Below are 22,921 nucleotides of genomic sequence, written 5' to 3'. Positions count from 1 at the left end.
CCGCCGTCGGCCCCAGGGCGTGTTTCGCCCCAGGCGTCCGACGGTCAGCCGATCGTCGACTTCTCCCGCCACAGTGCGGCCAGCGAGGCGTCCCCCGTCACGCTCGGCACCGGCCGCCGGTTCCACAGCGCCAGGTACAACTGCTCGGCCGTACCCGCCAGTTCGCAGTCCGCGGTCCCCGTCTCGTCCCGCGTGGTCACGGACGGTTCCGGCGACAGCCGTACGGTCCACACCGCGCCCGTGTCCGTCGCGCGCACCCGCAGTACGCGCGGCGCCTCGGTGCGGACCCGGCTCCTGGGCCGGGCGTGGAAACCGCGCAGGAGCTCGTCGATGCCGTCCGCCGCGAAGTCGGCGGCGACCGGGCCGGGGGTGCCGCCGAGCGCCGACTCCGCGTCGTAGCGGTGGACGGCCGTCTCGTGGGCCTGTCGGCGGGCCCAGAAGACAAGGGGCGAGGGCACCGGCGCGGGGTGGAAGGTCCAGGCCGCCATGTCGGGCGGCGCCGCGGTCAGCGTGTCGACGAGGTGACGGTGGCTGTCGCGGTACCAGGCCAGGAGGTCGGCGCCGTCGAGGTCCGGAGCGTCGTCCATGGGCCGGGGTGCCGTGTGCCCCTCGGCGACGAAGGGGGCGGCCCAGCGGTGCACCGCGCCCGTGTGCCGCAGCAGGTCCCGCACCTGCCACCCCGGGCAGGTCGGCACCTTGGCGTCGACCCCCGCAGCCTCGGCGGCCGCGGCGAGCGACCGTCCCTCCCGGTCCAGGAACCCGACGAACTCGACAGTCTGCATGGGGCGAGTGTGCCCGATGAAGTGCGGTCGAAGGCAAGCCCGGCACGGCCGCTCGTGGTCGCTCGGTGCGGGTCGCGTGTCGTGTGGTGGTCCGATCGGGGCCGTGACGGTGGTGGGCGGGGGAATCGGCCGGTGCGAGGGGGTGTGCCGGGTGGAAGGCGAGACCGGTACGGCTGTCCGTGGTTACTCGGTGGCGGATGCCCGTCGCGTGATGAATCCGATGAGGGCGGCCACGGCGGCCAGTGCCGCGACGCTGGTGAGAGCGGTGGGCAGGGAGAACCAGTCGGCCATGAACCCGATGGCGGGCGGTCCCAGGAGCATGCCGCCGTAGCCGAGTGTGGAGACGGTCGCGACGCCGGTCGGTCCGGCGAGGCTGCCGGCGTGTTCGACCGCGATCGGGAAGAGGTTGGCGAGACCGATCCCCGTGACGGCGAAGCCGAGCAGAGCCGCCCACGCGGAAGGAGCGAGGGAACCGACCAGCATGCCGACGGAGGCGACGGTGCCGCCCGCGACCACGGTGCGGGTGCGGCCCAGCCTCTCGAGCAACGCCGTACCCGACAGCCGACCGGCCGTCATCGCGAGCGCGAAGCAGGAGTACCCCACCGCCGCGATCCCCGGTGAGGCGGCCAGGTCCTCTTCGAGGTGCAGGGCGCCCCAGTCGGCCATGGCTCCTTCGCCGTACGCCGTGCAGAGGGCGATGACGCCGAGGACGGCGACCAGTCCCCGGGTGCCGGTGTCCGGCCGGCGGGTGCCGTGCCGGCCGGGGCGCGCGTCGGCCGGCGGCGCAGGGGGCTCGTGGCGCAGGAGCGTGCGCCCCGCGACAGCGGTCACCAGCAGGCCCGTGAAGGTGAGGCCGAGAAGGTGCCGGGTGGGCGAGAGTGAGGCAGCGACCAGACCGCCGAGACCCGCTCCGACCATGCCGCCCAGGCTGAAGGCCGCATGGAAGCTGGGCATCACCGGCCGCCGCAGCGCGGCGACCAGGTCTACGGCGGCGCTGTTGAAGGCGACGTTGATCCCGCCGTACGCGGCACCGAAGACCAGCAGTACGGCGCCGAGTGCCCGTGCGGAGTGCGTGAGCGGGGGCAGGGCGACACTGAGGGAGAGCAGGACGGCGCAGACGACGGTGACCTGGTGGTTGCCGTAGCGGCGGCAGAGGCGGCCGGTGAGCGTCATGGTGATGACCGCTCCGGCGGAGACGCCGAGGAGGGCGAGGCCGAGGCTGCTGGCCGACGCGTCGGTCTGTTCCTTTATCGCGGGGATGCGGACCACCCAGCCGGCGAAGATGAAGCCGTCGAGGGCGAAGAAGACGGTGATGGCGATGCGGAGCCGGGTCAGGTCGTGGCCCGGCACGACGTTGTGCGTTCGGGCTTTGTTTATTGGCGGCACAAATTCAGGCTAGGTTCGGCCTACGGCGGGGGCAAGGGGGGCGACGGGTGGCCCGACGCGCCATGCCGCCTCGAGACTCCGAGACCGCAAGGTCCCGAGGCCGTGATCGCGGTACGTATTTGACATTAGCTTCCCTTATGGAAGATAAAGAAGCTGCTTTGGGCATCGATTCACGCAGCGTGATCTTCGAGACCCGGCAGCCGACGAACGTCTACGCGAATGAGAAACCGTGTCCCACACCGCCGCCCCGGACCAGCCGACCGCCGACCCCGCAGGGGAGTGGCGGGCATGGTGTGCCGAGCGGCGGCAGTCGCTCACCGCGCCGACCGGCAACCTCGCCCTCGTCGAGACCCGCTGGCTCCCGGCCGGTGAGCGGTCCGACCTCGACGCGGCCCGCGCCGGACAGCCGGAGCACGTCACCGTCACCCCGGTCGAGCGCACCGAGCTCGTCACCGGCGAGCCCGAGTACGGCCTGCGTTTCTGGGACGCCCGGTCGCCGGCCATCCAGCACTTCGAGGGCACCGACGTCTTCCCGTACGACCCGGCGTGGGTCCTGGAGGCCGCGTACACCCCGGTGCCGGGCGCGCGGAAGGTCGCCTTCGAGCACATCCGGGACAACGGCGGCAGTCGTGACCTCGTCGTACCCGGTGACATCACCCTCACCGTGGACGGTCGCGCCTACACGCTGAGCGCCTTCGACGACGACGGAACCCTCCTGCTCGTCTTCGGTGACCCCACCAACGGCGACAGCACCTACGGTGCCGGGCGCTTCCTCTTCGTGGAGCGCACCCCCGACGACGGCCGCGTCGTCCTCGACTTCAACCGTGCCTTCGTGCCGCCCTGCGGATTCTCCGACCAGTACAACTGTCCGATGCCGCCGCGGCAGAACCGCTTCCACCTGCCCGTCGAGGCGGGCGAGAAGCTTCCCGTCTTCCGTGACGGCTTCCTCGCGCAGCACTGATCACCGCTCCCGTGCCCGACCGCTCCGGTTCCCGGGCACTCCGGCTTCTCACTTTCCCGCATCACGAAGGCACTTCCTCCTCATGAGCATCAAGAAGACCTCCCTGTACGGCGGCGCGACCGCTACCGCACTCGCTCTCACGCTCACCGCCTGCGGCGGCGGTGCGGGCGGCGGCAGCGCCTCGGGCGGATCGGTCGACACGAACGCCACCGTCAACATCGGCTCCCTCTACGAGCCGCAGAACCTCGACAACACTGCGGGCGGTGGCCAGGGCGTCACCGAAGCCCTCAACGGCAATGTCTACGAAGGGCTGTTCGGGCTCACCGACGACGGCAAGGTCGAGAAGCTGCTCGCCCAGGACTACAAGGTCAGCGGTGACGGGCTCACGTACACCTTCACGCTGCGCGACGGTGTGAAGTTCCACAGCGGCAAGGCGCTGACCAGCCAGGACGTCAAGTACAGCCTGGAGAAGGTCATCGCGAAGGACTCGCAGTCCGCGCGCAAGAGCAATCTCGAAGTCATCAAGGACGTCGCCACGCCCGACGCGAAGACCGTGAAGGTCACGCTGTCGCAGAAGTCGATCTCCTTCGTCTACAACCTCTCCTATGTCTGGATCATCAACTCCGAGGCGAAGGGGCTGAAGACGGGCGAGGACGGCACCGGTCCGTACAAGCTGAACAAGTGGACCCGCGGCTCCGCCCTCAGCCTCGACCGGTTCGCGGGCTACTGGGGCGACGCGGCGAGCAACAAGCAGGTCGTCTTCCACTACTACAAGGACGCGACGGCCCTGAACAACGCGCTCCTGACGAACGCCGTGGACATCGTCACGAGCGAGCAGTCGCCCGACGCCCTCGACCAGTTCAAGTCCAACCAGAGCTTCAAGGTCAACGACGGCAACTCGACGACCAAGCTGCTGCTCGCCTTCAACGACAAGGCCAAGCCGTTCACGGACGTCAAGGTGCGGCAGGCCGTCTCCGCCGCGATCGACGACAAGAAGCTCCTCGAATCGGTCTGGGGCGGATACGGCAAGCTCATCGGCTCGATGGTGCCGCCCACCGACCCGTGGTACGAGGACCTGACCAAGGTCAACGCGTACGACACCGCCCGTGCCAAGAAGCTGCTCGCCGAGGCCGGCTACAAGAACGGCTTCAGCTTCACCCTCGACACCCCGAACTACGACCCGCACCCGACCGCCGCGACCTTCATCAAGTCGCAGCTCGCCAAGGTCGGCATCACCGTCAAGATCAACACGATCACGCCGGACGAGTGGTACACGAAGGTCTACAAGAACCACGACTTCACGGCCACCCTCCAGGAACACGTCAACGACCGCGACCTGGTCTGGTACGGCAACCCCGACTTCTACTGGGGCTACGACAACAAGCAGGTCACCCAGTGGGTCGAGCAGGCCGAGGAGGCCTCCAGCACGACCGAGCAGACCGCCCTGCTGAAGAAGGTCAACCAGCAGACCGCCGAGGACGCGGCCAGCGACTGGCTGTACCTGTACCCGCAGATCGTGGTGGCGAGCAGCAAGCTGTCCGGCTACCCGCTCAACGGCCTCAACTCGCAGTTCTACGCCTACGACATCAAGAAGAAGGGCTGATGGCGCGCTATCTCCTGCGTCGCCTCGCCTTCCTGCTGGTGTCGCTGGCGCTCGCGAGCGTAGTGCTGTTCGTGCTGCTGCGCATGCTGCCCGGCGACCCCGCCAACGCGCTCACCTCGGTGGGCGCGAGCCCCGAGCAGATCGCGGCGGCACGGCACTCCATCGGCTCCGACAAGCCGCTGCCCGAGCAGTTCACCCACTGGATCGGGCAGTTGGCGAGCGGCGACCTCGGTACCTCGTTCGTCAGCTCGCTGCCGGTCGGGCCCGAGGTCGGGTCGCGGCTGAACGTCACGATTCCGCTGACGCTCGCCGCGTTCGCCCTCGCCGTCCTCATCGCCGTACCGACCGGCTTCCTCGCCGCGTACAAACGACGCACCTGGTACGGCGCTCTCCTGAGCGGAGTGTCTCAACTGGGGATCGCCGTACCGGTGTTCTGGCTCGGCATGATTCTCATCGACGTCTTCGCGCTGAACGCGGGCTGGCTACCGGCGGGAGGCTTCCCGCCGGACGGCTGGTCCCAGCCCGGTGAGGCGATCCGCTCACTCGTGCTGCCGGTCGTGACCATCGCGCTCGTCATGAGCGCGTCCCTGATCCGATACGTCCGGTCGGCCACCCTCGACATCCTGGGCAGCGACTACTTGCGGACCGCACGGGCGCTGGGCTCGTCGTTCGGGCGGGCCATGTGGCGGCACGGGCTGCGCAACGCCTCCGTACCGGTGATCTCGATCCTCGGCATCGAGCTGGCGTCCACGCTGCTCGGCGCGGTCGTCGTGGAGTCGGTGTACGCGCTGCCGGGCCTCGGCTCGATGCTCGCCACCGGCATCGCCCAGCACGACTACCCCGTCATCCAGGGCGTGCTGTTCGTCTCCACGCTCGCGGTCCTGCTCATCGGCTTCGCGGCCGACCTGGTCCAGCGGATCATCGACCCGCGGCTGCGCGGCAGGCTGTCGGGAGGCACCCGATGACGCAACTGTCGCAGACACCGCCCGTGACCCGGACGAAGCAGTCGGCCAGGCGCTCGTACACGCTCGTCGTCGGATGCGTCCTGTCCGGTCTGATCGCCCTGCTCGCACTGGTCTCGGTCCTCTGGCTTCCGTACGCCGCCGACGACACGTCGGGCGGACGGCTCACCGGCCCCGGCGCAGGTCATCTCCTCGGCACGGACAAGCTCGGCCGCGACCTGTTCACCCAGTTGATGACCGGCTCGCGGATCGCCTTCGAGGCGGGACTGGGATCGGTGCTCATCGCGGTCGCCGTCGGCGTCTCGCTGGGCATCCTCGCGGCGTTCGCACAGGGCTGGCTCGACGACACGCTCTCCGCGTTCCTCGACATCCTGATCGCCTTTCCGACGCTGCTGCTGGCCATGCTCATCGTCGCCGCGCGCTCGGCCACACTGGGCTCCGCCGTACTGGCCATCGGCCTCGCGCAGAGCGCCGTCGTGGCGCGACTGGTACGCGTCCTGGTCAAGCGGGTGCTGGCACAGGACTACATCACGGCCGCCCGCACGTCCGGCACGTCCTGGCCGCGGATCGTGGCCGGACACGTCCTGCCCAACATCTGGCCCACCCTCGTGGTGAACCTGGCGCTCCAGTTCGGCCTCGCGGTACTGGCCGAGGCCGGCCTGTCGTACCTGGGCCTCGGGGCGCCGCCGCCCAACGCCTCGTGGGGCCGCATGCTCCAGGAGGCCCAGGCCACCTTCACCACCGCCCCGGCGGGCGCGCTCGCTCCCGGCATCCTGCTCGTCCTGCTCGTCGTCGGCGTGAACCTCATCGCCGACGGCCTGCGCGACACCCTCGACCCGGCGACCCGGCGGAGGCGCACGTGACCATCCTCGACGTACGCGGACTGACCATCCGTACGACGGACGGCCGCACCCTGGTCGACGACCTTTCGCTGGCCATCGCCCCCGGAGAACGACTCGGCCTCATCGGCGAGTCCGGCTCCGGGAAGTCGCTGACCACGCTCGCCGTGCTCGGTCTGCTGCCCGACGGCATGACGGCCACCGGCAGCGTCGAACTGGCCGGCACCCAGATCGTCGGCGCGCACGAGAAACTGCTCACGGGCGTGCGCGGCCGGGACGCCGCCATCGTCTTCCAGGAACCGCTCACCGCACTCGACCCGCTGATGCGCGTCGGCCGGCAGCTGGCCGAACCGCTCGGCAGGAGGCGGGGGCTGAGGGGTGCGGAGCTGAAGCGGGCCGTCGCCGAGGCCCTGGAGCAGGTGCGGCTGCCCGAACCCGACCGTATCGCCCGTGCCTTCCCGCACGAGATCTCCGGCGGTCAGCGCCAGCGCGTCGCCCTCGCCATGGCGCTGGCCTGCGAGCCGAAGCTGCTCATCGCGGACGAACCGACCACCGCCCTGGACGTGTCCGTCCAGTCGGAGATGCTCGACCTGATCGACACCCTCGTACGCGAACGGGACATGGCCGTCCTCTTCGTCAGCCACGACCTCGCGGTCGTCGCGAGGATCACCGACCGTGCACTGGTGATGAAGGACGGCCGCGCCGTCGAGGAGGGCGACGTCCGGCAGATCGTCCGGGACCCCCGCGCCGAGTACACGAAGGCGCTGGTGGAAAGCGCTCGGCGGCTGGAGTCCGCCCTGGACCTGAGGAGCGCGCGATGACGCCCGTACTGGAGCTGAACGAGACGTCCCTGCGCTACCGGGGGAGCGCCGCCCCCGTCGTGCAGGACATCTCGCTGGCGGTGGAGACGGGCCAGAGCCTCGCCCTGGTCGGCGAGTCGGGCGCGGGCAAGACGACGCTGCTGCGGCTGCTGCTCGGGCTCGCCCGGCCCACCTTGGGAACCGTGCGCTTCGACGGGGACGAGCTGGGACTGCGCGACCGCGAACAGATGCGCCGGTTCCGGCGCAGCGTGCAGTGCGTCTTCCAGGACCCCTACTCGTCGCTGGACCCACGCCGTCGCGTGGGCGGCATCGTGGCCGAGCCGCTGCGCTCCCTCGGCATCGACACCAGGCACTCGGCCGCGCCCAAGGTGGCCGACGCCCTGGAGCGGGTCGGGCTGCCGGCCGACACCGCGGAACGCTATCCGCACGAGTTCTCCGGCGGCCAGCGCCAGCGCATCGCGATCGCCCGTGCCACCGTCTGCGATCCCCGGGTGCTGCTCGCCGACGAACCGGTCAGCGCGCTCGATGTCACGACCCGGGTGAAGGTCGTCGACCTGCTGGCCGAGTTGAAGGAGGAGCGGGGCCTGACGCTTGTGATGGTCTCCCACGACCTGTCGGTCGTCGCCTCGCTCTGCGAACGTACCGCGGTCCTCGAACGCGGCCGCGTCGTCGAACAGGGGGCCACTGCCCAGGTGCTGGGCGACCCCGCACACCCGTACACCCGCCGCCTCATCGACAGCGTGCCGCGCCTGCCTGTCTGAGAGCGGAACCAGGACGTGCGGAGGACTGCCAGGGTGCGGTGGCCGGCCACGCTCCATGTGCGCCGACGCCTCCCCGGCCGTCCGTGCCGCTCAGGGTACGTCGGCGACGGAAAAGATCCCCGGCCCGCTGACCCCGTACAGCACCCCGCCCACCAGCAGCGGCGGCACCGAACTCGGCGTCAGTTCCTCGAAGGAGCGGCCCTCCGTGTCGAAGGACGGGGCGGTGCGCCCGACCTCCTTGCCGGTGTGCGGGTCGAGGGCGGCGACGCCGGTGTCCGGCATGGTGACGTACAACCGGTCGGCGTGGATGGCCGGTTCGCTGAAGACGCGCAGCTCGCGTGGACTGGTCCACAGCGGCTTGCCGCGTTTCAGATCGAGGGCGAGCAGGGTCTCGTTGCCGTAGTCGAAGATGTACATGGTGTCGCCGTGCACGAGGGGAGGCGCTTCCCGCTCGATGCTCCACGGGAAGTCGATACGGCGGGTCTTCCCGCTGCTGAGGTCCTGGATGAAGAAGGCGGCGGAGACTCCGGTGTCGTTCTCCCACCGAGCGTAGTAGGCCGTGCCGTCGTGCACCGTGGCCAGCCACAGATCACCGTTGGGCGCCTTCACCGAGCTCAGTGTTCTGCCCGTGCGGGTGTCGAGATGGGCGATGCCCATGCCGCCGGTGCCGATCCGCGATTCGATCCGGTATCCGCCGACGGACCGCGGATCCTCCTCGTGCAGGGTCACCGCATCTCCTCCACCGGCTCTGGCCTGGACGGCTCCGGTCCGGACTCTTCTGGCATGGACCGTTCACTCCAGCGGCCGCTCCGGGCCCACTCCGGTGCGCGGGCGGCGTATGCAGGAAAGGCCGCCCGGGACGAGACGGCGGCAGGTTCCGATGAAACGGTGCCAGGTGTATGAGGACAGATGATTCCGGCCCGTCAGCGTGGTGGCGCTGCCGTGCTGTTCCTGATCACCAGACTGGTCGGGACGAGGTCGGTGCCGGGTTCTGAGCCGCCTCGGGTGCGGATCTGCCGGAGGACGCCCTGGACGCAGCGGCGGCCCACCTCGGCGAAGTCCTGGTGGACGGTGGTGAGGGGCGGGACGAAGAAGGCGGCGTCGGCGATGTCGTCGAAGCCGACGACACTGATGTCGTCGGGGACGGAGAGGCCGCGTTCATGGAAGGCGCGCAGCAGGCCGAGGGCCATCTGGTCGTTGGAGGCGAACACGGCGGTGCAGTCGGGTTCCCCGGCAAGCGCGAGACCGGCCGCGTAGCCGGACTCGGCCGACCAGTCGCCGTGCAGGGGTGGTGGCACCGGGCGTCCCGCCTCCTCCAGGACGGTGCGCCAGGCCTGGGTCCGGCGCTGGCCGGCGAAGGACGTCTGAGGGCCGGTCACATGCCATACGGTCCGGTGGCCCAGGTCGAGAAGGTGCCTGACGGCTTTTCGGGCACCGTTGGCCTGGTCCGTGTCGACGACGCTGTAGCGGTCCCCGGCGTCGGAGTCCACGACGACGACCTGCACACCGGGCGGCAGCTGCACCGTGCCGGTGTCGAGCAGATGGATCTCCATGATGACGATGACGGCGTCGACGGCCAGCTCACCCATCCGGGTGAAGGCCCCCAGCACGTTGTCCTGGGTCGGGACGTCGATGGGGATCAGGGTGATCGCGTATCCCTCGGCCGCGGCGTGCGTGGCGATCGCCTCCACGGTGCGGCTGTTGCCCGTCGAGGACAGGCTGAAGAGGATCACGCCGATGGTGTTGAACTGGCCGTAACGCAGGGCGCGGGCTGCGCTGTTGGGCCGGTAGCCCAGTTCCCGCATCGCCGCGAGCACCTGCTCCCGTGTCGCACCGATCACCCCGGGATGACCGTTCGAGACCCGCGAGACCGTCTGTGACGAGACGCCCGCGAGCTTGGCGACATCGGCCATGGACACGCGCTGCTTACGGCGCCCGCCGGGCATGCCGGAGCCGCCCCGCTGGGCACCGCCCGCGGGCACGGAGACCTCGTCCTGGTCGTCCAGGTTCATCGCCCCACCACCCCGCCTTCCTCGCCCCCGGGTCCGGGACTTCGCCATGCCGTGCAACGGATGTTACGCGTGGGAGACCTTGACGATCGCTGGAGCGGCTGCCACGATTCCGACGCCCTGAAGTTTACGTAAACATCGCGACGGGAGCAGCACCGATGCGAGATCCGGTCACCGTCGTGTCCGCTAGATGTTTACGTAAACATCGGGTCGCGGTCGGTGGAGCGAGGAGGAGCGCGTCGATGGGCTCAGCACCGCAGACGAGGCCGCGCGGTGCGTGGCGGCCGTCCGCCTCGGGACGGCGATCCTGGACCGGCCGCCGGCTCGACGGCGCAAGCCGGCCACCGCTTTGAGGACCGGCACCGCCAAGAACCCTGCCTTACGCGTTGCCTGAGGACGCCGAGGCCGACGCCGACGTGCGCGTCGGCGCACGGAGACGCCTTCTCCGCGACTCCCGTCGCAGCTGAACTCTCCCGATTTCAGGGCGGGCGGCGGCGACACAGCGCCCGCGCGGACGGCGTGACCACCTTCCTCTCTCCCGCACGCCAACTGCAAAGGGCACCCGTACCCCCGGTCATCACGGGTCGACCAACGGCGAGCCGAGACCCCCTCCGGCCCGTCACACCTCCCAACGGCCGTTCCTCCGTGCGCAGATTCCCCCTGCGCCGAGCCGCCATTTCGTGAAAGGGCAAACTGATGCGCAAGACCCCCGCCAGAAACCGCTTCACCCCTCGCCTGCGCGGCGCCTTCGTGGCGGTCGCGATCGCCGCGATCAGCGGTACGACCCTCGCCGGCAGCCCCGCCTCCGCCGCCGCGCCGAGCACGGACACGACGCAGTTCAAGGGCGTCAACTGGGCCGACCCCCGCGACAACTACGCCGACGACCCCGTCGTCCTGTCCGGCCTGTCGCTCTCCGACACCTACGCCCAGACCTACGCCAAGGCGAGCCGGGTCATCTCGGCGTTCCGCGCCAACCTCGGTGCCAACACCGTCCGGCTGCCCATCAACCCGTACACCGTCAACGGCTCCTACTGGAAGTCGTATCGCGGCGTCATCGACGCGGCGTCGGACAAGGGCTTCAAGGTCATCGTCTCCTACTGGGAGGGCACGGGCGCCCAGAAGGACGGCTTCATCGACGACGAGGCCACCTACTGGCCGATGTGGAACACCGTCGTCAAGGCCTACGAGGACGACAAGCGCGTCTACTTCGAGCCGATGAACGAGCCCCACGGCTACACCGACACCGAGTGGGCCGACCTCGCCGCGAAGTGGCTTGCGACCTACCCGTCGGTCCCGCGCAACCGGGTCTTCGTCAGCGGTGCCGGCTACAACGACCACGTCACCTCGGTCTGCGCCGACCCGCGGCTGAAGGGTACCTACCTTTCGCTGCACCACTACGGCTTCTGGAAGGACTACGCCACCTACGACCAGTGGGTGGCCGACCTCAAGGAGCGCATCGGGGACTGCGCGAACCGCACCGTCGCCGACGAGTTCGGCGCCCCGATGACCACCGGTCTCGACTACAACAAGCCGGACGCCACCAACAACTCGATCAACTTCATCCAGGCCGACACCGACACGTTCCGTCAGCTCAAGATGGGGTCCGTCTACTGGCCGGGCCTGCGCACCGATGACACCTACTCGATCCAGAAGCTGATCGGCGACGCCGCCCGCCCCTGGCTGGCCACCACCAACCAGTCCGGCGCCGACCGCCTCGCCTGGAGCTGGGGACACGGCAAGCCCGTCCAGCCCTGAGCCGTACGGCGATCAGATCGACCGGTGGGCCGCGGTGCTCGGGCACCGCGACCCACCGCACCGGTGTGGTGCGTGAACGAACAGGGTGCCTGTCGCCTCTTCGGCGGGTCGGCCGGCGGCGACGTTTTTCGGCACCGTCTGCATCAGCGCTTCTACGCTGTCACTGACCTGCGCGTTCGGCGGTTTCCTTCCGCGCGGCCCGAACGGACAGCTCCGTGGCATGCTTGCCGGTTGCCTCCCGACCTGGTTCGCCCGGTCGCAGGCCCTGCCGCCGAAGCCGTGGTCCCGAGTCAGCTCGTACCCGGTCTGTCCGGATGTCTCAGCCTCGCTTCCCATCTCCTCGGGCCTCTGTGCCGGTTCCTCGCCTCGCCCTGTGCCTTGCTGGACCTTCAGGTGCAGTGGCTGACGGTGGCTCCGCCGACACATCTCGGGCTCGGCCTCCGTGGAGGTGCGGCCGACGAGAGCAGATCCAAATCCAGGTCGGTGTGCCGCGTCAAGAGGTCGGATCGCGAGGGCAGTTCGACCGTGGGGCGGATCCGGGCCGGCTGCCGGCCGCGGGACCACCGTTGCCGCCGTGCCCAACTCTTCAGTCGTGTCAGAAGTGTTGACCCCCTCACTGAAAACGTTTTAACTACCCCTCACTCGACACCTTGAGGGGAGGACGCTCCGTGGCGACGTTGCTGCGAGAGAGCCCCGGTAAAGCGGCAGATGGCAGGTCGCTCCGCGGTCCGGGCGGCCCGGGAAGCAAGCGAAAACGTTTTCAATCAGGCGGCAGTCGGACGCTGTTCCTGCTGTTGCTGCCCGGGCTCGCCTACTTCCTCGTGTTCCACTACGGGGCGCTGATCGGGAACGTCATCGCCTTCAAGGAGTACGTGCCGTTCGACGGCATCTGGGGCAGCCCGTGGGTGGGCTTCGGCAACTTCCAGCGGATGTTCGAGGACGGCGAGTTCTGGGACGCGGTCCTCAACACGCTCTGGATCGCGATCCTCCAGCTCGTCTTCTACTTCCCCGTCCCGCTCGCCCTCGCCCTGCTCCTGCACAGCCTGACCTGGAGCACGGTCCGCCGCTTCGTGCAGTCGGTGGCGTATCTGCCGCACTTCATCTCATGGGTGATCGTCGTCGCCCTCTTCCAACAGGTTCTGGGCGACACCGGGATGTTGAACGGCTACCTCGGCGACGCGGGGCTGCACAGCGTCGACATCATCGGCAACCCCGACGCCTTCAAGCCACTCGTCGTCGCCCAGGTGATCTGGAAGGACGCCGGCTGGGGCACGATCATCTTCCTCGCCGCGCTCTCCCAGGTGGACGAGCAGCAGTACGAGGCGGCCGCGATCGACGGTGCCGGGCCCTGGCGGCGTTTCTGGCACGTCACCCTGCCCGCCATCCGCCCGGTGATCGTCCTGCTGCTCATCATGCGCCTGGGCGACATCCTCTCCGTCGGCTTCGAGCAGATGCTGCTCCAGCGCGACGCGGTCGGCCCGCAGGCCGCCGAGATCATCGACACCTTCGTCTACTACCGGGGCATCGTCGGCGGCGACTACGGATTCGCCGCCGCCGCGGGCCTGTTCAAGGGCCTGGTCGGCGCCGTGCTCGTCTACGCGGCCAACAAGGTCGCCCATCGCCTCGGCGAACAGGGGGTCTACAGGTGAGCGCCCAGGTCCGGCCCGGTTGGCTGGAGAAGCCGAAGCCCGCAACGCAGGCCGCCAAGGCGGTCGCCCTCGTCGCGGTGGTCCTGCTGGTGTGCGTGCCGTTCCTCGTCATCCTGTCGACCTCGCTCGCCTCCCAGCGCGAGGTCGTGGCGAACGGCGGCTGGGTGCTGTGGCCGACGCACCCCACCCTGCAGGCGTACCGCGACATCCTCGACGGCGGGATCGTCACCCACGCCCTCGGCGTCAGCGCCGGCGTCACCGTCGTAGGCACCCTGCTCAGCCTCGCCTGCACGGTGAGCCTCGCCTACGCCCTGTCCCGTCCGGGCGTGTTCGGCGGCAGACCGGTCCTGCTGCTGATCCTGTTCACGTTCCTCTTCCCGCCCGGCATGATCCCGAGCTTCCTCCTCGTCAAGGAACTCGACCTCCTCGACAACTACGGCTCGCTGATCCTCCCGGTGCTGGTCAACGTCTTCAACCTGGTCGTCCTGCGCGGTTTCTTCCAGGGCATCCCCGAGGAGCTGTACGAGGCGGCGCGCCTGGACGGGGCCGGCGACCTCCGCGTCCTGTGGTCCATCGTGCTGCCCCTGTCGAAGGCGGCCCTCGCCGTCGTCGGACTGTTCTACGCCGTGGCGTACTGGAACTCCTGGTTCTACGCCTCGCTCTACCTCGAGAGCGACCACTGGCCGCTCCAACAGGTCCTGCGTACCTACGTCGTGGCGGGCTCGGGCCTCACCGACACGACCACCGGCGAGGGCACGGTCAACGCGCCGCAGACGATCCAGATGGCGGTCCTGGTCATCGCCACCGTGCCGATCCTGCTCGTCTATCCCTTCCTCCAGAAGTACTTCACCAAGGGCGTGCTCACCGGCGCCATCAAGAGCTGAACGCCGGCCGACTCCGGCCGACAGATCATCAAGAGCCGCATCCAGAAAGGTCGCTCGCCATGCCCAGCATGTCCCGACGCACGCTGCTGCGCACCGTGGCCGCGGGTGGTGCCGCCGTCTCCGTCCCAGGTCTGCTGACCGCGTGCTCCACCGGTTCGGACGACGGTGACGTCTCCAACGCGGGGAAGAAGCTGGCCCCTTGGCCCGCCTACACGGCGGCCGCCGGGCCGAAGCCCGACCTCGCCCCGACCGAGGCCGGCGTCCAGGCCGGCTACACCTCCTACCCTGCCGACCTGGTCACCTCGGTCGCGCGCACGCCCGGCGACGGTTCCACGATCAAGGTCATGTCCGTCACGTTCGGCACACCGCCGAAGGGAGCGTCACAGAACCAGTACTGGCGGGCGGTCGAGAAGGCCCTGGGCGTCAAGATCGAGTTCACGGTGATCCCGCAGGCCGACTACCAGAAGAAGATGGCCACCGTGATGGCCGGCGACCCCGACTCGCTCCCGGACATCCTCAACGTCTTCTCCGGGTTCACGCTGCCCCGCGAGGCCCAGTTCGTGCAGCGCAGGGCCGAGGACCTGACGCCGTACCTCTCCGGCGACGCGATCAAGGAGTACCGCAACCTGGCGGGCATCCCCACCCACGCCTGGCGCGACATGGGCCGCATCGGCGGGCAGATCTACGGCATCCCCCTCGAACGCCCGCTGCCCGGCTCGACGCTCTGGCTCAACCAGGGCCTGTTCACCGGCGCGGGCATGAAGGCGGGCTGGACCTCCGAGGACTTCGCCGCCGTGGCCAAGAAGGCCACCCACGGCAAGACGTACGCACTCGGCGCCGCCGCCGGATCGCTCTTCGGCAACGCCGTGCACGCCGCCGCCCACAACGCCCCGGCCGGCTGGGCCGTGGACCAGAAGGGCGCCTTCCTCCCCAACTACACCGACGAGCGCTACAAGGCCGCCGTCGCCTACCAGGCACAGCTGCGCAAGAACGGCTCCTACCACCCCGACGCCACCTCGCTGTCGTCCGTGGACCTGGGCACCCTGTTCCTCAACGGAACCGTGGGCTCCCTCCAGGACGGCTTCGGCGCCTACCAGACCCGCTACCCCGACTCCAAGGGCCTGCTGACCCCGGCACCCGCACTGCCGTACAGCGTCGACGGCACCCCCGGCGGCATCGTCGCCGCCCGCCGCTCCTTCGGCTACACCATTCTGAAGAAGGCCAAGAAGGAACGTATCGAACTCCTGCTGCGCCTCCTCGACTACCTGGCCGCCCCCTTCGGCACGAAGGAGTGGGAGCTCACGCACTACGGCCTGGAGGGCGTGCACTTCACCCGTGGCAAGGACGGCTCGCCGGAGGCGACGAAGCTCGGCGAGGTGGAGAACGTCTCCAACCTGCCGTTCCGGTACCTGGCCGAGGGCCCTCAGGTGCTGTTCGTACCGGGCATGCCCGAAGCCGTACGCGCCCTGCACGCCTGGCAGCAGAAGGTCGTCCCGGTCGCGATCCGCAACGCCTCCTTCGGGCTCAAGTCCGCCACCGACACCACCCAGGGCGCCACGCTCAAGGCCCTCATGGACGACACGATCACCGCGGTCGTCGCCGGCCGCTCCCCGATGTCCGACTACGACGCCGCCGTGAAGAACTGGCGGTCCCGCGGCGGCGACAGAATGGCCGAGGAATACGCCAAGGAGTACGCCGCCAACGCGTGAGGCGGCGACACGGGCGGACACGGACACGGGACGAGGAACGGGGAGAGACATGGCGGCACAGGGACGGGTGACCATCCGTGAGGTGGCGGAACGGGCGGGCGTGTCCGTGGCTACGGTCTCGCGTGTCCTCAGCGGCAACTACCCGGTTCCGCCGGCCACCCGCGCCCGGGTCCTGCGCGCCGCCACCGCCCTCGACTATGTCGCCAACGCGCACGCCCGCGCGCTGGTCGGCGGCGGCCGCAAGATGGTCGCCGTCGTCCTGCGCCAGGTCACCAGCCCCTTCTACGCCCAGGTCGCCGAGGGCGTGGAGGCGGAGGCCGCCACCCACGGCTGGCTCTGCCTGGTCGGCACCACGGGCGGCGATCCGCAGCGCGAGCTGGAGTTCGTGCAGCTCATGCGGGAGGAGGGCGCCCGGCTGGTGATCCTCGTCGGCGGGGTCGTCGAGGACGACGCCTACCGCGAGCGCGTCGCCCACTACGCGCAGGCCCTCGACTCCTCCGGCGCCCGGCTCGTCCTGTGCGGACGGCCCGCTCCCGACCCCGACGTCCCGGCGCTGGTCGTCGAGTTCGACAACGAGGCCGGGGCCCGCGCGATCACCGCGCATCTGCTCTCCGCGGGACACCGCAGGATCGTCTTCCTCGGCGGGCTGCCCGGCAACACGGCCCTGGACGCCCGCGTCAACGGCTACCGGGCCGCCCTCGCCGAGCACGGCCTGCCGCCCGAGGCCGCGCGCGTCGTCGACTGCGGACTCGGCCGGGGGGCCGGACACCAGGCCATGACCGAACTCCTCAAGGAGAGCCCGGAGTTCACGGCCGTCTTCGCCGGGGACGACATGGTCGCCGCCGGCGCCCTGCGCGCCATCGCCGACGCGGGCCTGCGCGTACCCGACGACATCTCGGTCGTCGGCTACAACGACATACCGCTCGCGGAGGACTTCAACCCCCCGCTCACCACGGTCCGTACCCCCGCCGAGGAACTCGGCCGCGCCGCCGTGCGCATCGCCCTGCGCGACCCCGAACACGCCGCCGGCATCCACCACCTGCTCGGCACCCACATCGTCGTACGCGACAGCGTCGCCGCGCCCCCGCCCGGGCGCCCTCACTGACCGACGGAGGATCCACCCCCGTATGACCGCGCCGCACCTGTCGGCCGACGCCGGCCACCTGCCATCCCCCGACCTCGCACTGTCCCCCCGCACCGGCTACACCCGGGCCCACTGGGAGGCCACCGCCGACCGACTGCTGACCGGGCTCCGCCCGTACGCCACACCCGGCCTTGCCCAGTACCGCCTCCCGGGCCGCACCAGCCACTCCGGCGCCTGGTCGGACGGGCTGGAGGGCTACGCCCGCTCCTTCCTGCTCGCCGCGTTCCGCATCGCGGGATCCGACGGGCAGGCCGGTCCCGACCTGATCGAGCGCTACGCCACCGGCCTCGCCGCCGGCACCGACCCGCACCATCCGGAGCACTGGCCGCCGATCACCGACCGCTCCCAGCCCATGGTCGAGGCGGCGTCCATCGCGATCGCCCTGCACGAGACCCGCCCGTGGCTCTGGGACCGACTGCCCGACGCCGTACGGCAGAAGACCGCCGCATGGCTGGGGGGGTTCGTGGGCGCCACCGCCAACGACTCCAACTGGCGGCTCTTCCAGGTCATCACCGAGGAGTTCCTCGCCTCGGTCGGCGCCCCGCACAGCCGCACCGAGATCGATGCCGGCCTCGCGCGCCTGGACGACTGGTACCGGGGCGACGGCTGGTACACCGACGGCGACGGCCGGAAGTTCGACTACTACAACGCCTGGGCCCTGCACCTGTACCCCGTCCTGTGGGCGCGTATCGCCGGTCCGCGCGCCGACCCCGCCCTCGTCGCGACACACCGTGCCCGCCTGCGCGAACTGCTGGAGACCCACCAGTACTTCTTCGGCTCCGACGGCGCGCCCGTCCACCAGGGCCGCTCCCTGACCTACCGCTTCGCCACCACCGCCCCGCTGTGGGCGGGCGCCCTCGCCGACGCCACCCCACTGCCGCCCGGCCGCACCCGCCGCCTCGCCTCCGGCGCCCTGAAGCACTTCGCCGACCGCCAGGTCCCCGACGAGAACGGCCTGTTGAGCCTGGGCTGGTACCGTCCCTACCTCCCGGTCACCCAGCCCTACTCGGGACCCGCCTCCCCGTACTGGGCGAGCAAGGCGTTCCTCGGCCTGCTCCTGCCCGCCGACCACCCGGTGTGGACGGCGCCCGAGGAGCCGGGCCCCGTCGACACCGCCGACCAGTACCTGGCGCTGCCCGCCCCCGGCTGGCTGCTGCACTCCACGGCAGCCGACGGAATCGTACGGCTCGTCAACCACGGCACCGACCGCCTCCCGCCCCCGCCCGCGGCCTCCGACGACAGCCCGCACTACACCAGGTTCGCCTACTCCACCGCGACGGCCCCGCAGACCCCGCCCGGCGACGAACCCCACGACGCCGACAACCACCTCGCCCTGCTGACACCCGCCGGGCCCTCCGGCCGCGGCCGTATCGACCCGCTGTACGTCGACGGCCACCGCGCCGCGTCGACGCACGCCCCGCTCGCGCCGGGCGGCGACGACCTCGACGCCATCGTCACGACCAGCGTCGTGCACGGCCCCTGGGAGGTGCGCGTGCACCGAGTCGACGCCCCGGCCGGGACCGTCGTACGCGAGGGCGGCTGGGCGATCGCCTGCGACACCGCACCGCCGGCCGCGGACACCGGCCCGGGCTGGGCGGTGGCCCGGCGCGGCGACGGTCTGACCTCGGCGGTCGTGGGCCTGCTCGGCTGGGACGAGGTGGACGCCGCCGTCGCGCGGACCCGCGGGCACAACGCCTACGGCGACCACTCGGCCGTCCCCGTGCTCACCGCGTTCCATCCCGGCGGCACCCGCCTCCTGGTCACGTTGGTGATCCTCACCGCCGATCCGCTCGTGTCGGAGGACGCCCACGCCCTGCGGACGGGTGCGCAGGCGGAGTCGACGGTCGACGGAGACCTCGAGATCCGCTTCCCGGACGGTACGACCGAGCTGGTGAGGGCCGTCAGCCCAGGGCCCGGTCCAGGTTGAAGGCCGCGCTGATGAGGGCGAGATGGGTGAACGCCTGTGGGAAGTTGCCCTGTTGTTCGCCGGTCTGGCTGATCTCCTCGGCGTACAGGCCGAGGTGGTTGGCGTACGTCAGCATCTTCTCGAAGGCCAGCCGTGCCTCCTCGACCCGGCCGGCGTGGACCATGGCCTCGACGTACCAGAAGGAGCAGATGGAGAACGTGCCCTCGTCGCCGCGCAGGCCGTCCGGGCTGGCCTGGGGGTCGTAGCGGTAGACCAGTGAGTCGGAGACCAGGTCATGGGTGAGCGCGTCGAGCGTGGACAGCCACTTGGGGTCGGTGGGGGCGATGAACTTGCTGAGCGGCATCATCAGCACGGCCGCGTCCAGCACGTCGCTGCCCTCGTACTGCACGAAGGCCTGGCGTGTCTCGGACCAGCCCCGGCTGTGGATGCGCCGGTAGATCGTGTCGCGGCACTCCCGCCAGCGGATCAGGTCGGCGGGCAGGCCGCGCCGGTTGGCCATCCGGATGGCCCGTTCGATCGCCACCCAGCACATCAGCCGCGAGTACAGGAAGTTCTTGCGGCCGCCGCGGGTCTCCCAGATGCCCTCGTCGGGCTGGTTCCAGTGCTCGCAGACCCAGTCGACCAGTTCGCACACATCGTCCCACTGGTCGCTGGAGACGGGCTCCGCCCACTTGTCGTAGAGGTAGATGGAGTCGATCAGCGCGCCGTAGATGTCCAGCTGGAGCTGCTCGGCGGCCGAGTTGCCGACGCGCACCGGTGCGGAGCCGTGATGGCCTTCCAGATGGGCCAGTTCACGCTCGGCCAGATCGGTGCGCCCGTCGATGCCGTACATGATCTGCAGCGGGCCGGAGGGCTTGCCGTCGCCCGGACTGACGTGCCGGGTCACGAACTCCATGAACGCCTTGGCCTCGCCGGTGAAGCCCAGCCGCAGCAGTGCGTAGACGCAGAAGGCGGCGTCGCGTACCCACATGTAGCGGTAGTCCCAGTTGCGTTCGCCGCCGAGCTGTTCGGGCAGGCTCGTGGTCGGCGCGGCGACGATCGCGCCGGTGGGGGCGTAGGTGAGCAGCTTCAGGGTGAGGGCGGAGCGGTGCACCCCTTCCCGCCAGCGGCCCCGGTACTTGGACGCGGAGAGCCAGCGCCGCCAGTACGCCACGGTGGCGCAGAACTCCTCCTCCGCCTCCATGCGGGGGCACCGGCGCGGTGCCACCTCGGCGCCCAGCTGGTCGAGGGCGAAGACCGCCGCCTCTCCCTCGGAGAGTTTGAAGTCCGCCCGCACGTCCGGCCCGTGGACCTCCAGGGGCACCGTGGCGGTCAGCCCGAGCGAGAGCTTCTCGGACTCGAAGACGGCCAGATCGCCGGCCAGGCGGAGGGTGTGCGGCTGGGCGCCGTAGTCGAAGCGCGGGGCCACTCGGGTGCGGAAGGGGATGGAGCCGCGCACGCACAGCACGCGCCGGATCAGCCGGTGGCGTTCGGCCTCGGAGCCCGTCTCGCCGGTGATGGGCATGAAGTCCTGCACCTCGCCGACGCCGTCCTCGGTGAAGAACCTGGTGATCAGGACGTTCGTGTCGGGGAAGTAGAACTGCTTGGTCTTCGCCGGCACGGTCGCCGCCAGCTCGAAACAGCCGCCCCGCTCCGCGTCCAGGATCGAGCCGAAGACGCTGGGGGAGTCGAAGGAGGGGCAGCAGTACCAGTCGATCGTGCCGTTCGTCCCCACCAGGGCCACACTGCGCAGGTCGCCGATCAGCCCGTGCTCGGCGATGGGCAGGTAGCGGGCGCCACCGAGGGGGTTCTGGCAGAACGCCGTCTCCGTCATCGCAGCCTCCCTGGGTCGGCCCGCACCACGCGGCTTCCAGCTTAGGACGAACCGGTCCGGGGAGCGCGCAAGGAACTGGGGCGTGCTGTCATACGACGACGACCCGGATCCCCGCCTCCTCGAACCGCCGTACCGTGTCGACGTCGGCCGCCGTGTCCGTGACCAGTGTGTCCACGGACTCCGCCGCGCAGATCCGGGCGAAGGCCCGGCGGCCCAGCTTGCTGGAGTCGGCGGCGGCGACGACCCGCTCGGCGCGCTCGCACAGCAGCCGGTTGACGGCGGCCTCCGCCTCGTCGTGGGCGGCGGCGCCATGGGCGACGTCGAAGGAGACGACACCGAGGACCGCGACATCCAGCGTGATCTGGCCCAGTACGCCGTCCGCGAGCGGTCCGATCAGCTCGTACGACTGTGCCCGTGCTACCCCGCCGGTCACCACGATCTTGAACTGCGGCCGTACGGCCAGTTCGGTGGCGATGTTGAGCGCGTTCGTCACGACGGTCAGCGCGGGCGAGCCGGAGGCGAGGTCGCCGCGCACGGCCAGGGCCCGCGCCACCTCGGTGGTGGTCGTGCCGCCGGTCAGCCCGACCGCCTCGCCGGGCGCGATCAGGTCGGCCACGGCCTTGGCGATGCGCTGCTTCTCGGAGGCGCGGCGGGCGGTCTTGTAGCGCAGCGGCAGCTCGTATGACACCCCGTGCACGACCGCCCCGCCCCGGGTCCGGACGAGCATCTGCTGTTCGGCCAGCTGGTCGAAGTCGCGGCGGATCGTGGCGGACGAGACGTCCAGGTCGGCGGCGGCCTCCTCGACGTCCAGCCGGCCGCGCTCGACGAGCAGCTCCAGCAGCGCCTTCCAGCGGGCGTCGCGCGACATCCGCACCTCTCCGTTCGTCCACGGCACTCGATCTCCCGGCGACCTTAGCGCACCCCACTTCCCTCCGAATGCTTGAAGATGCTCGAAAGCTCGCTATATCTTGCAAGAACAAGCATCACTGGGGGAGGGGTACGACATGACGCATGTCGAGGACGAGCTGATCAGCCAGCCCGAGTGCTGGACACGCGCCGCCGCGGAAGCCGCGGGACACGGCGGGGTGCTGCCGGCACCGGGGGAGCGGGTCGCGTTCGTCGGCTGCGGCACCTCGTACTTCATGGCGCAGGCGGCGGCGGGGCTGCGGGAGGGGGCGGGCCCGGGGGAGACGGACGCCTTCGCCGCCTCGGAGTTCCCGTACGGCCGGACGTACGACCGGGTCGTCGCCCTCACCCGTTCGGGCACCACCACGGAGGTGCTGGAGCTGCTGGCGCGGCTGCGCGGCCGTACCCGCACGACCGCGCTCACCGCCGACCCGGACACGCCCGTGATGGCCGCGGCCGACGACGTCGTCCTGCTGGACTACGCCGACGAACGCTCCGTGGTCCAGACACGCTTCGCCACCACGGCGCTCACCCTGCTTCGCGCCCACTTCGGACTGCACGGCGACGCCGTGGTCGCCGATGCCCGCACGGCGCTCACCGCCGACCTGCCCCAAGAGCTCGTCGACTGTGTCCAGTTCACCTTCCTCGGCCGCGGCTGGACGGTCGGCCTGGCCAATGAGGCCGCGCTGAAGATGCGCGAGGCCTCGCTGTCGTGGACCGAGGCCTATCCGGCGATGGAGTACCGGCACGGGCCCATCAGTGTCACCACCCGGGGGACCGCTGCCTGGATGTTCGGCGAAGCGCCGGAGGGGCTGGCCGGACAGGTGGGGGCCACCGGCGGTCTGTGGGTGCACGGCAGCCTCGACCCGCTCGCCGAACTGGTCCGCGCCCAACGGCTCGCGGTCGCCGTCGCCGTGGCCCGCGGCCTCGACCCGGACAGCCCGCGCCACCTCACCCGCTCGGTGATCCTCGCCCCCTGACGCCGCAGGACCCCCGGTCCCACCCGCACC

Annotated in this window: 19 protein-coding genes; 13 read left to right on the top strand and 6 right to left on the bottom strand. The window is 70.5% G+C overall.

Annotated elements, in window-relative coordinates; translation table 11 throughout:
* Positions 1 to 44 precede the first annotated feature (44 nt).
* Both ACFY16_RS19910 and ACFY16_RS19905 read right to left on the bottom strand, forming a co-directional pair.
* Positions 45 to 782, bottom strand: coding sequence for a maleylpyruvate isomerase family mycothiol-dependent enzyme (locus ACFY16_RS19910; RefSeq protein ID WP_390648437.1), 738 nt, complete (start codon positions 780 to 782; stop codon positions 45 to 47).
* A gap of 183 nt (positions 783 to 965) precedes the next feature.
* Positions 966 to 2,132: an MFS transporter gene (locus ACFY16_RS19905; protein ID WP_390648436.1), complete on the bottom strand. Its 1,167-nt coding sequence runs from the start codon at positions 2,130 to 2,132 to the stop codon at positions 966 to 968.
* Between the two features lie 265 nt (positions 2,133 to 2,397).
* Between ACFY16_RS19905 and ACFY16_RS19900 the strand changes: the two genes are divergently transcribed.
* The 6 genes from ACFY16_RS19900 to ACFY16_RS19875 all read left to right on the top strand — a co-directional run bounded on the left by ACFY16_RS19900 (position 2,398) and on the right by ACFY16_RS19875 (position 8,115).
* Complete coding sequence (locus ACFY16_RS19900; protein WP_390648435.1) at positions 2,398 to 3,129, top strand: DUF1684 domain-containing protein; 732 nt, start codon at positions 2,398 to 2,400, stop codon at positions 3,127 to 3,129.
* Between the two features lie 82 nt (positions 3,130 to 3,211).
* Positions 3,212 to 4,732, top strand: a complete 1,521-nt coding sequence (locus ACFY16_RS19895) for an ABC transporter substrate-binding protein (RefSeq protein WP_390648434.1) — start codon at positions 3,212 to 3,214, stop codon at positions 4,730 to 4,732.
* Entirely contained in the window at positions 4,732 to 5,697 is a 966-nt protein-coding gene (locus tag ACFY16_RS19890; protein ID WP_390648433.1) for an ABC transporter permease, read from the top strand. Before ACFY16_RS19895 ends, ACFY16_RS19890 begins: the two co-directional genes overlap by 1 nt.
* Positions 5,694 to 6,557, top strand: coding sequence for an ABC transporter permease (locus tag ACFY16_RS19885; protein ID WP_390648432.1), 864 nt, complete (start codon positions 5,694 to 5,696; stop codon positions 6,555 to 6,557). Before ACFY16_RS19890 ends, ACFY16_RS19885 begins: the two co-directional genes overlap by 4 nt.
* Complete coding sequence (locus ACFY16_RS19880) at positions 6,554 to 7,354, top strand: ATP-binding cassette domain-containing protein (RefSeq protein ID WP_390648431.1); 801 nt, start codon at positions 6,554 to 6,556, stop codon at positions 7,352 to 7,354. Before ACFY16_RS19885 ends, ACFY16_RS19880 begins: the two co-directional genes overlap by 4 nt.
* Positions 7,351 to 8,115, top strand: a complete 765-nt coding sequence (locus ACFY16_RS19875; protein ID WP_390648430.1) for an ABC transporter ATP-binding protein — start codon at positions 7,351 to 7,353, stop codon at positions 8,113 to 8,115. The genes ACFY16_RS19880 and ACFY16_RS19875 overlap by 4 nt, the downstream gene beginning before the upstream one ends.
* A gap of 90 nt (positions 8,116 to 8,205) precedes the next feature.
* Here ACFY16_RS19875 and ACFY16_RS19870 read toward each other — a convergent pair whose 3' ends face one another.
* The gene (locus tag ACFY16_RS19870; protein ID WP_390648429.1) at positions 8,206 to 8,844 is read right to left on the bottom strand and encodes a PQQ-binding-like beta-propeller repeat protein; all 639 of its coding nucleotides are present in this window, start codon (positions 8,842 to 8,844) and stop codon (positions 8,206 to 8,208) included.
* 194 nt (positions 8,845 to 9,038) lie between these two features.
* The gene (locus tag ACFY16_RS19865; protein WP_390648428.1) at positions 9,039 to 10,127 is read right to left on the bottom strand and encodes a LacI family DNA-binding transcriptional regulator; all 1,089 of its coding nucleotides are present in this window, start codon (positions 10,125 to 10,127) and stop codon (positions 9,039 to 9,041) included.
* A gap of 693 nt (positions 10,128 to 10,820) precedes the next feature.
* Between ACFY16_RS19865 and ACFY16_RS19860 the strand changes: the two genes are divergently transcribed.
* From ACFY16_RS19860 to ACFY16_RS19835, 6 genes are all read left to right on the top strand, one after another.
* A complete protein-coding gene (locus tag ACFY16_RS19860; protein WP_390648427.1) occupies positions 10,821 to 11,879 on the top strand; it encodes a cellulase family glycosylhydrolase in 1,059 nt (352 codons plus the stop codon).
* 794 nt (positions 11,880 to 12,673) lie between these two features.
* On the top strand, positions 12,674 to 13,528 hold the full coding sequence (locus ACFY16_RS19855; RefSeq protein WP_390648426.1) for an ABC transporter permease: 855 nt from the start codon (positions 12,674 to 12,676) through the stop codon (positions 13,526 to 13,528).
* A complete protein-coding gene (locus ACFY16_RS19850; RefSeq protein WP_390648425.1) occupies positions 13,525 to 14,412 on the top strand; it encodes a carbohydrate ABC transporter permease in 888 nt (295 codons plus the stop codon). The genes ACFY16_RS19855 and ACFY16_RS19850 overlap by 4 nt, the downstream gene beginning before the upstream one ends.
* 59 nt (positions 14,413 to 14,471) lie before the next feature.
* The gene (locus ACFY16_RS19845) at positions 14,472 to 16,121 is read left to right on the top strand and encodes a sugar ABC transporter substrate-binding protein (RefSeq protein WP_390648424.1); all 1,650 of its coding nucleotides are present in this window, start codon (positions 14,472 to 14,474) and stop codon (positions 16,119 to 16,121) included.
* A 49-nt stretch (positions 16,122 to 16,170) separates the two neighbouring features.
* Positions 16,171 to 17,226 (top strand): LacI family DNA-binding transcriptional regulator, encoded by a 1,056-nt coding sequence (locus tag ACFY16_RS19840; protein ID WP_390648423.1) that lies wholly within the window; start codon positions 16,171 to 16,173, stop codon positions 17,224 to 17,226.
* Positions 17,227 to 17,248: 22 nt separating this feature from the next.
* Complete coding sequence (locus ACFY16_RS19835) at positions 17,249 to 19,192, top strand: DUF2264 domain-containing protein (RefSeq protein ID WP_390648422.1); 1,944 nt, start codon at positions 17,249 to 17,251, stop codon at positions 19,190 to 19,192.
* On the opposite strand, the gene ACFY16_RS19830 is transcribed toward ACFY16_RS19835, so the two are convergent.
* Positions 19,167 to 21,005 (bottom strand): glycoside hydrolase family 15 protein, encoded by a 1,839-nt coding sequence (locus tag ACFY16_RS19830; RefSeq protein ID WP_390648421.1) that lies wholly within the window; start codon positions 21,003 to 21,005, stop codon positions 19,167 to 19,169. The two genes, ACFY16_RS19835 and ACFY16_RS19830, sit on opposite strands and share 26 nt — an antisense overlap.
* 88 nt (positions 21,006 to 21,093) lie before the next feature.
* On the bottom strand, positions 21,094 to 21,873 hold the full coding sequence (locus ACFY16_RS19825) for a DeoR/GlpR family DNA-binding transcription regulator (protein ID WP_390648420.1): 780 nt from the start codon (positions 21,871 to 21,873) through the stop codon (positions 21,094 to 21,096).
* 136 nt (positions 21,874 to 22,009) lie between these two features.
* Between ACFY16_RS19825 and ACFY16_RS19820 the strand changes: the two genes are divergently transcribed.
* Entirely contained in the window at positions 22,010 to 22,891 is an 882-nt protein-coding gene (locus ACFY16_RS19820) for an SIS domain-containing protein (protein WP_390648419.1), read from the top strand.
* Positions 22,892 to 22,921: the final 30 nt, after the last annotated feature.

The organism is Streptomyces sp. NPDC001315 (assembly GCF_042896175.1).
GTDB lineage: Bacteria > Actinomycetota > Actinomycetes > Streptomycetales > Streptomycetaceae > Streptomyces.
Note: the sequence above shows the minus strand (reverse complement) of the source record. Positions and strands in the feature narration are given on the sequence as shown.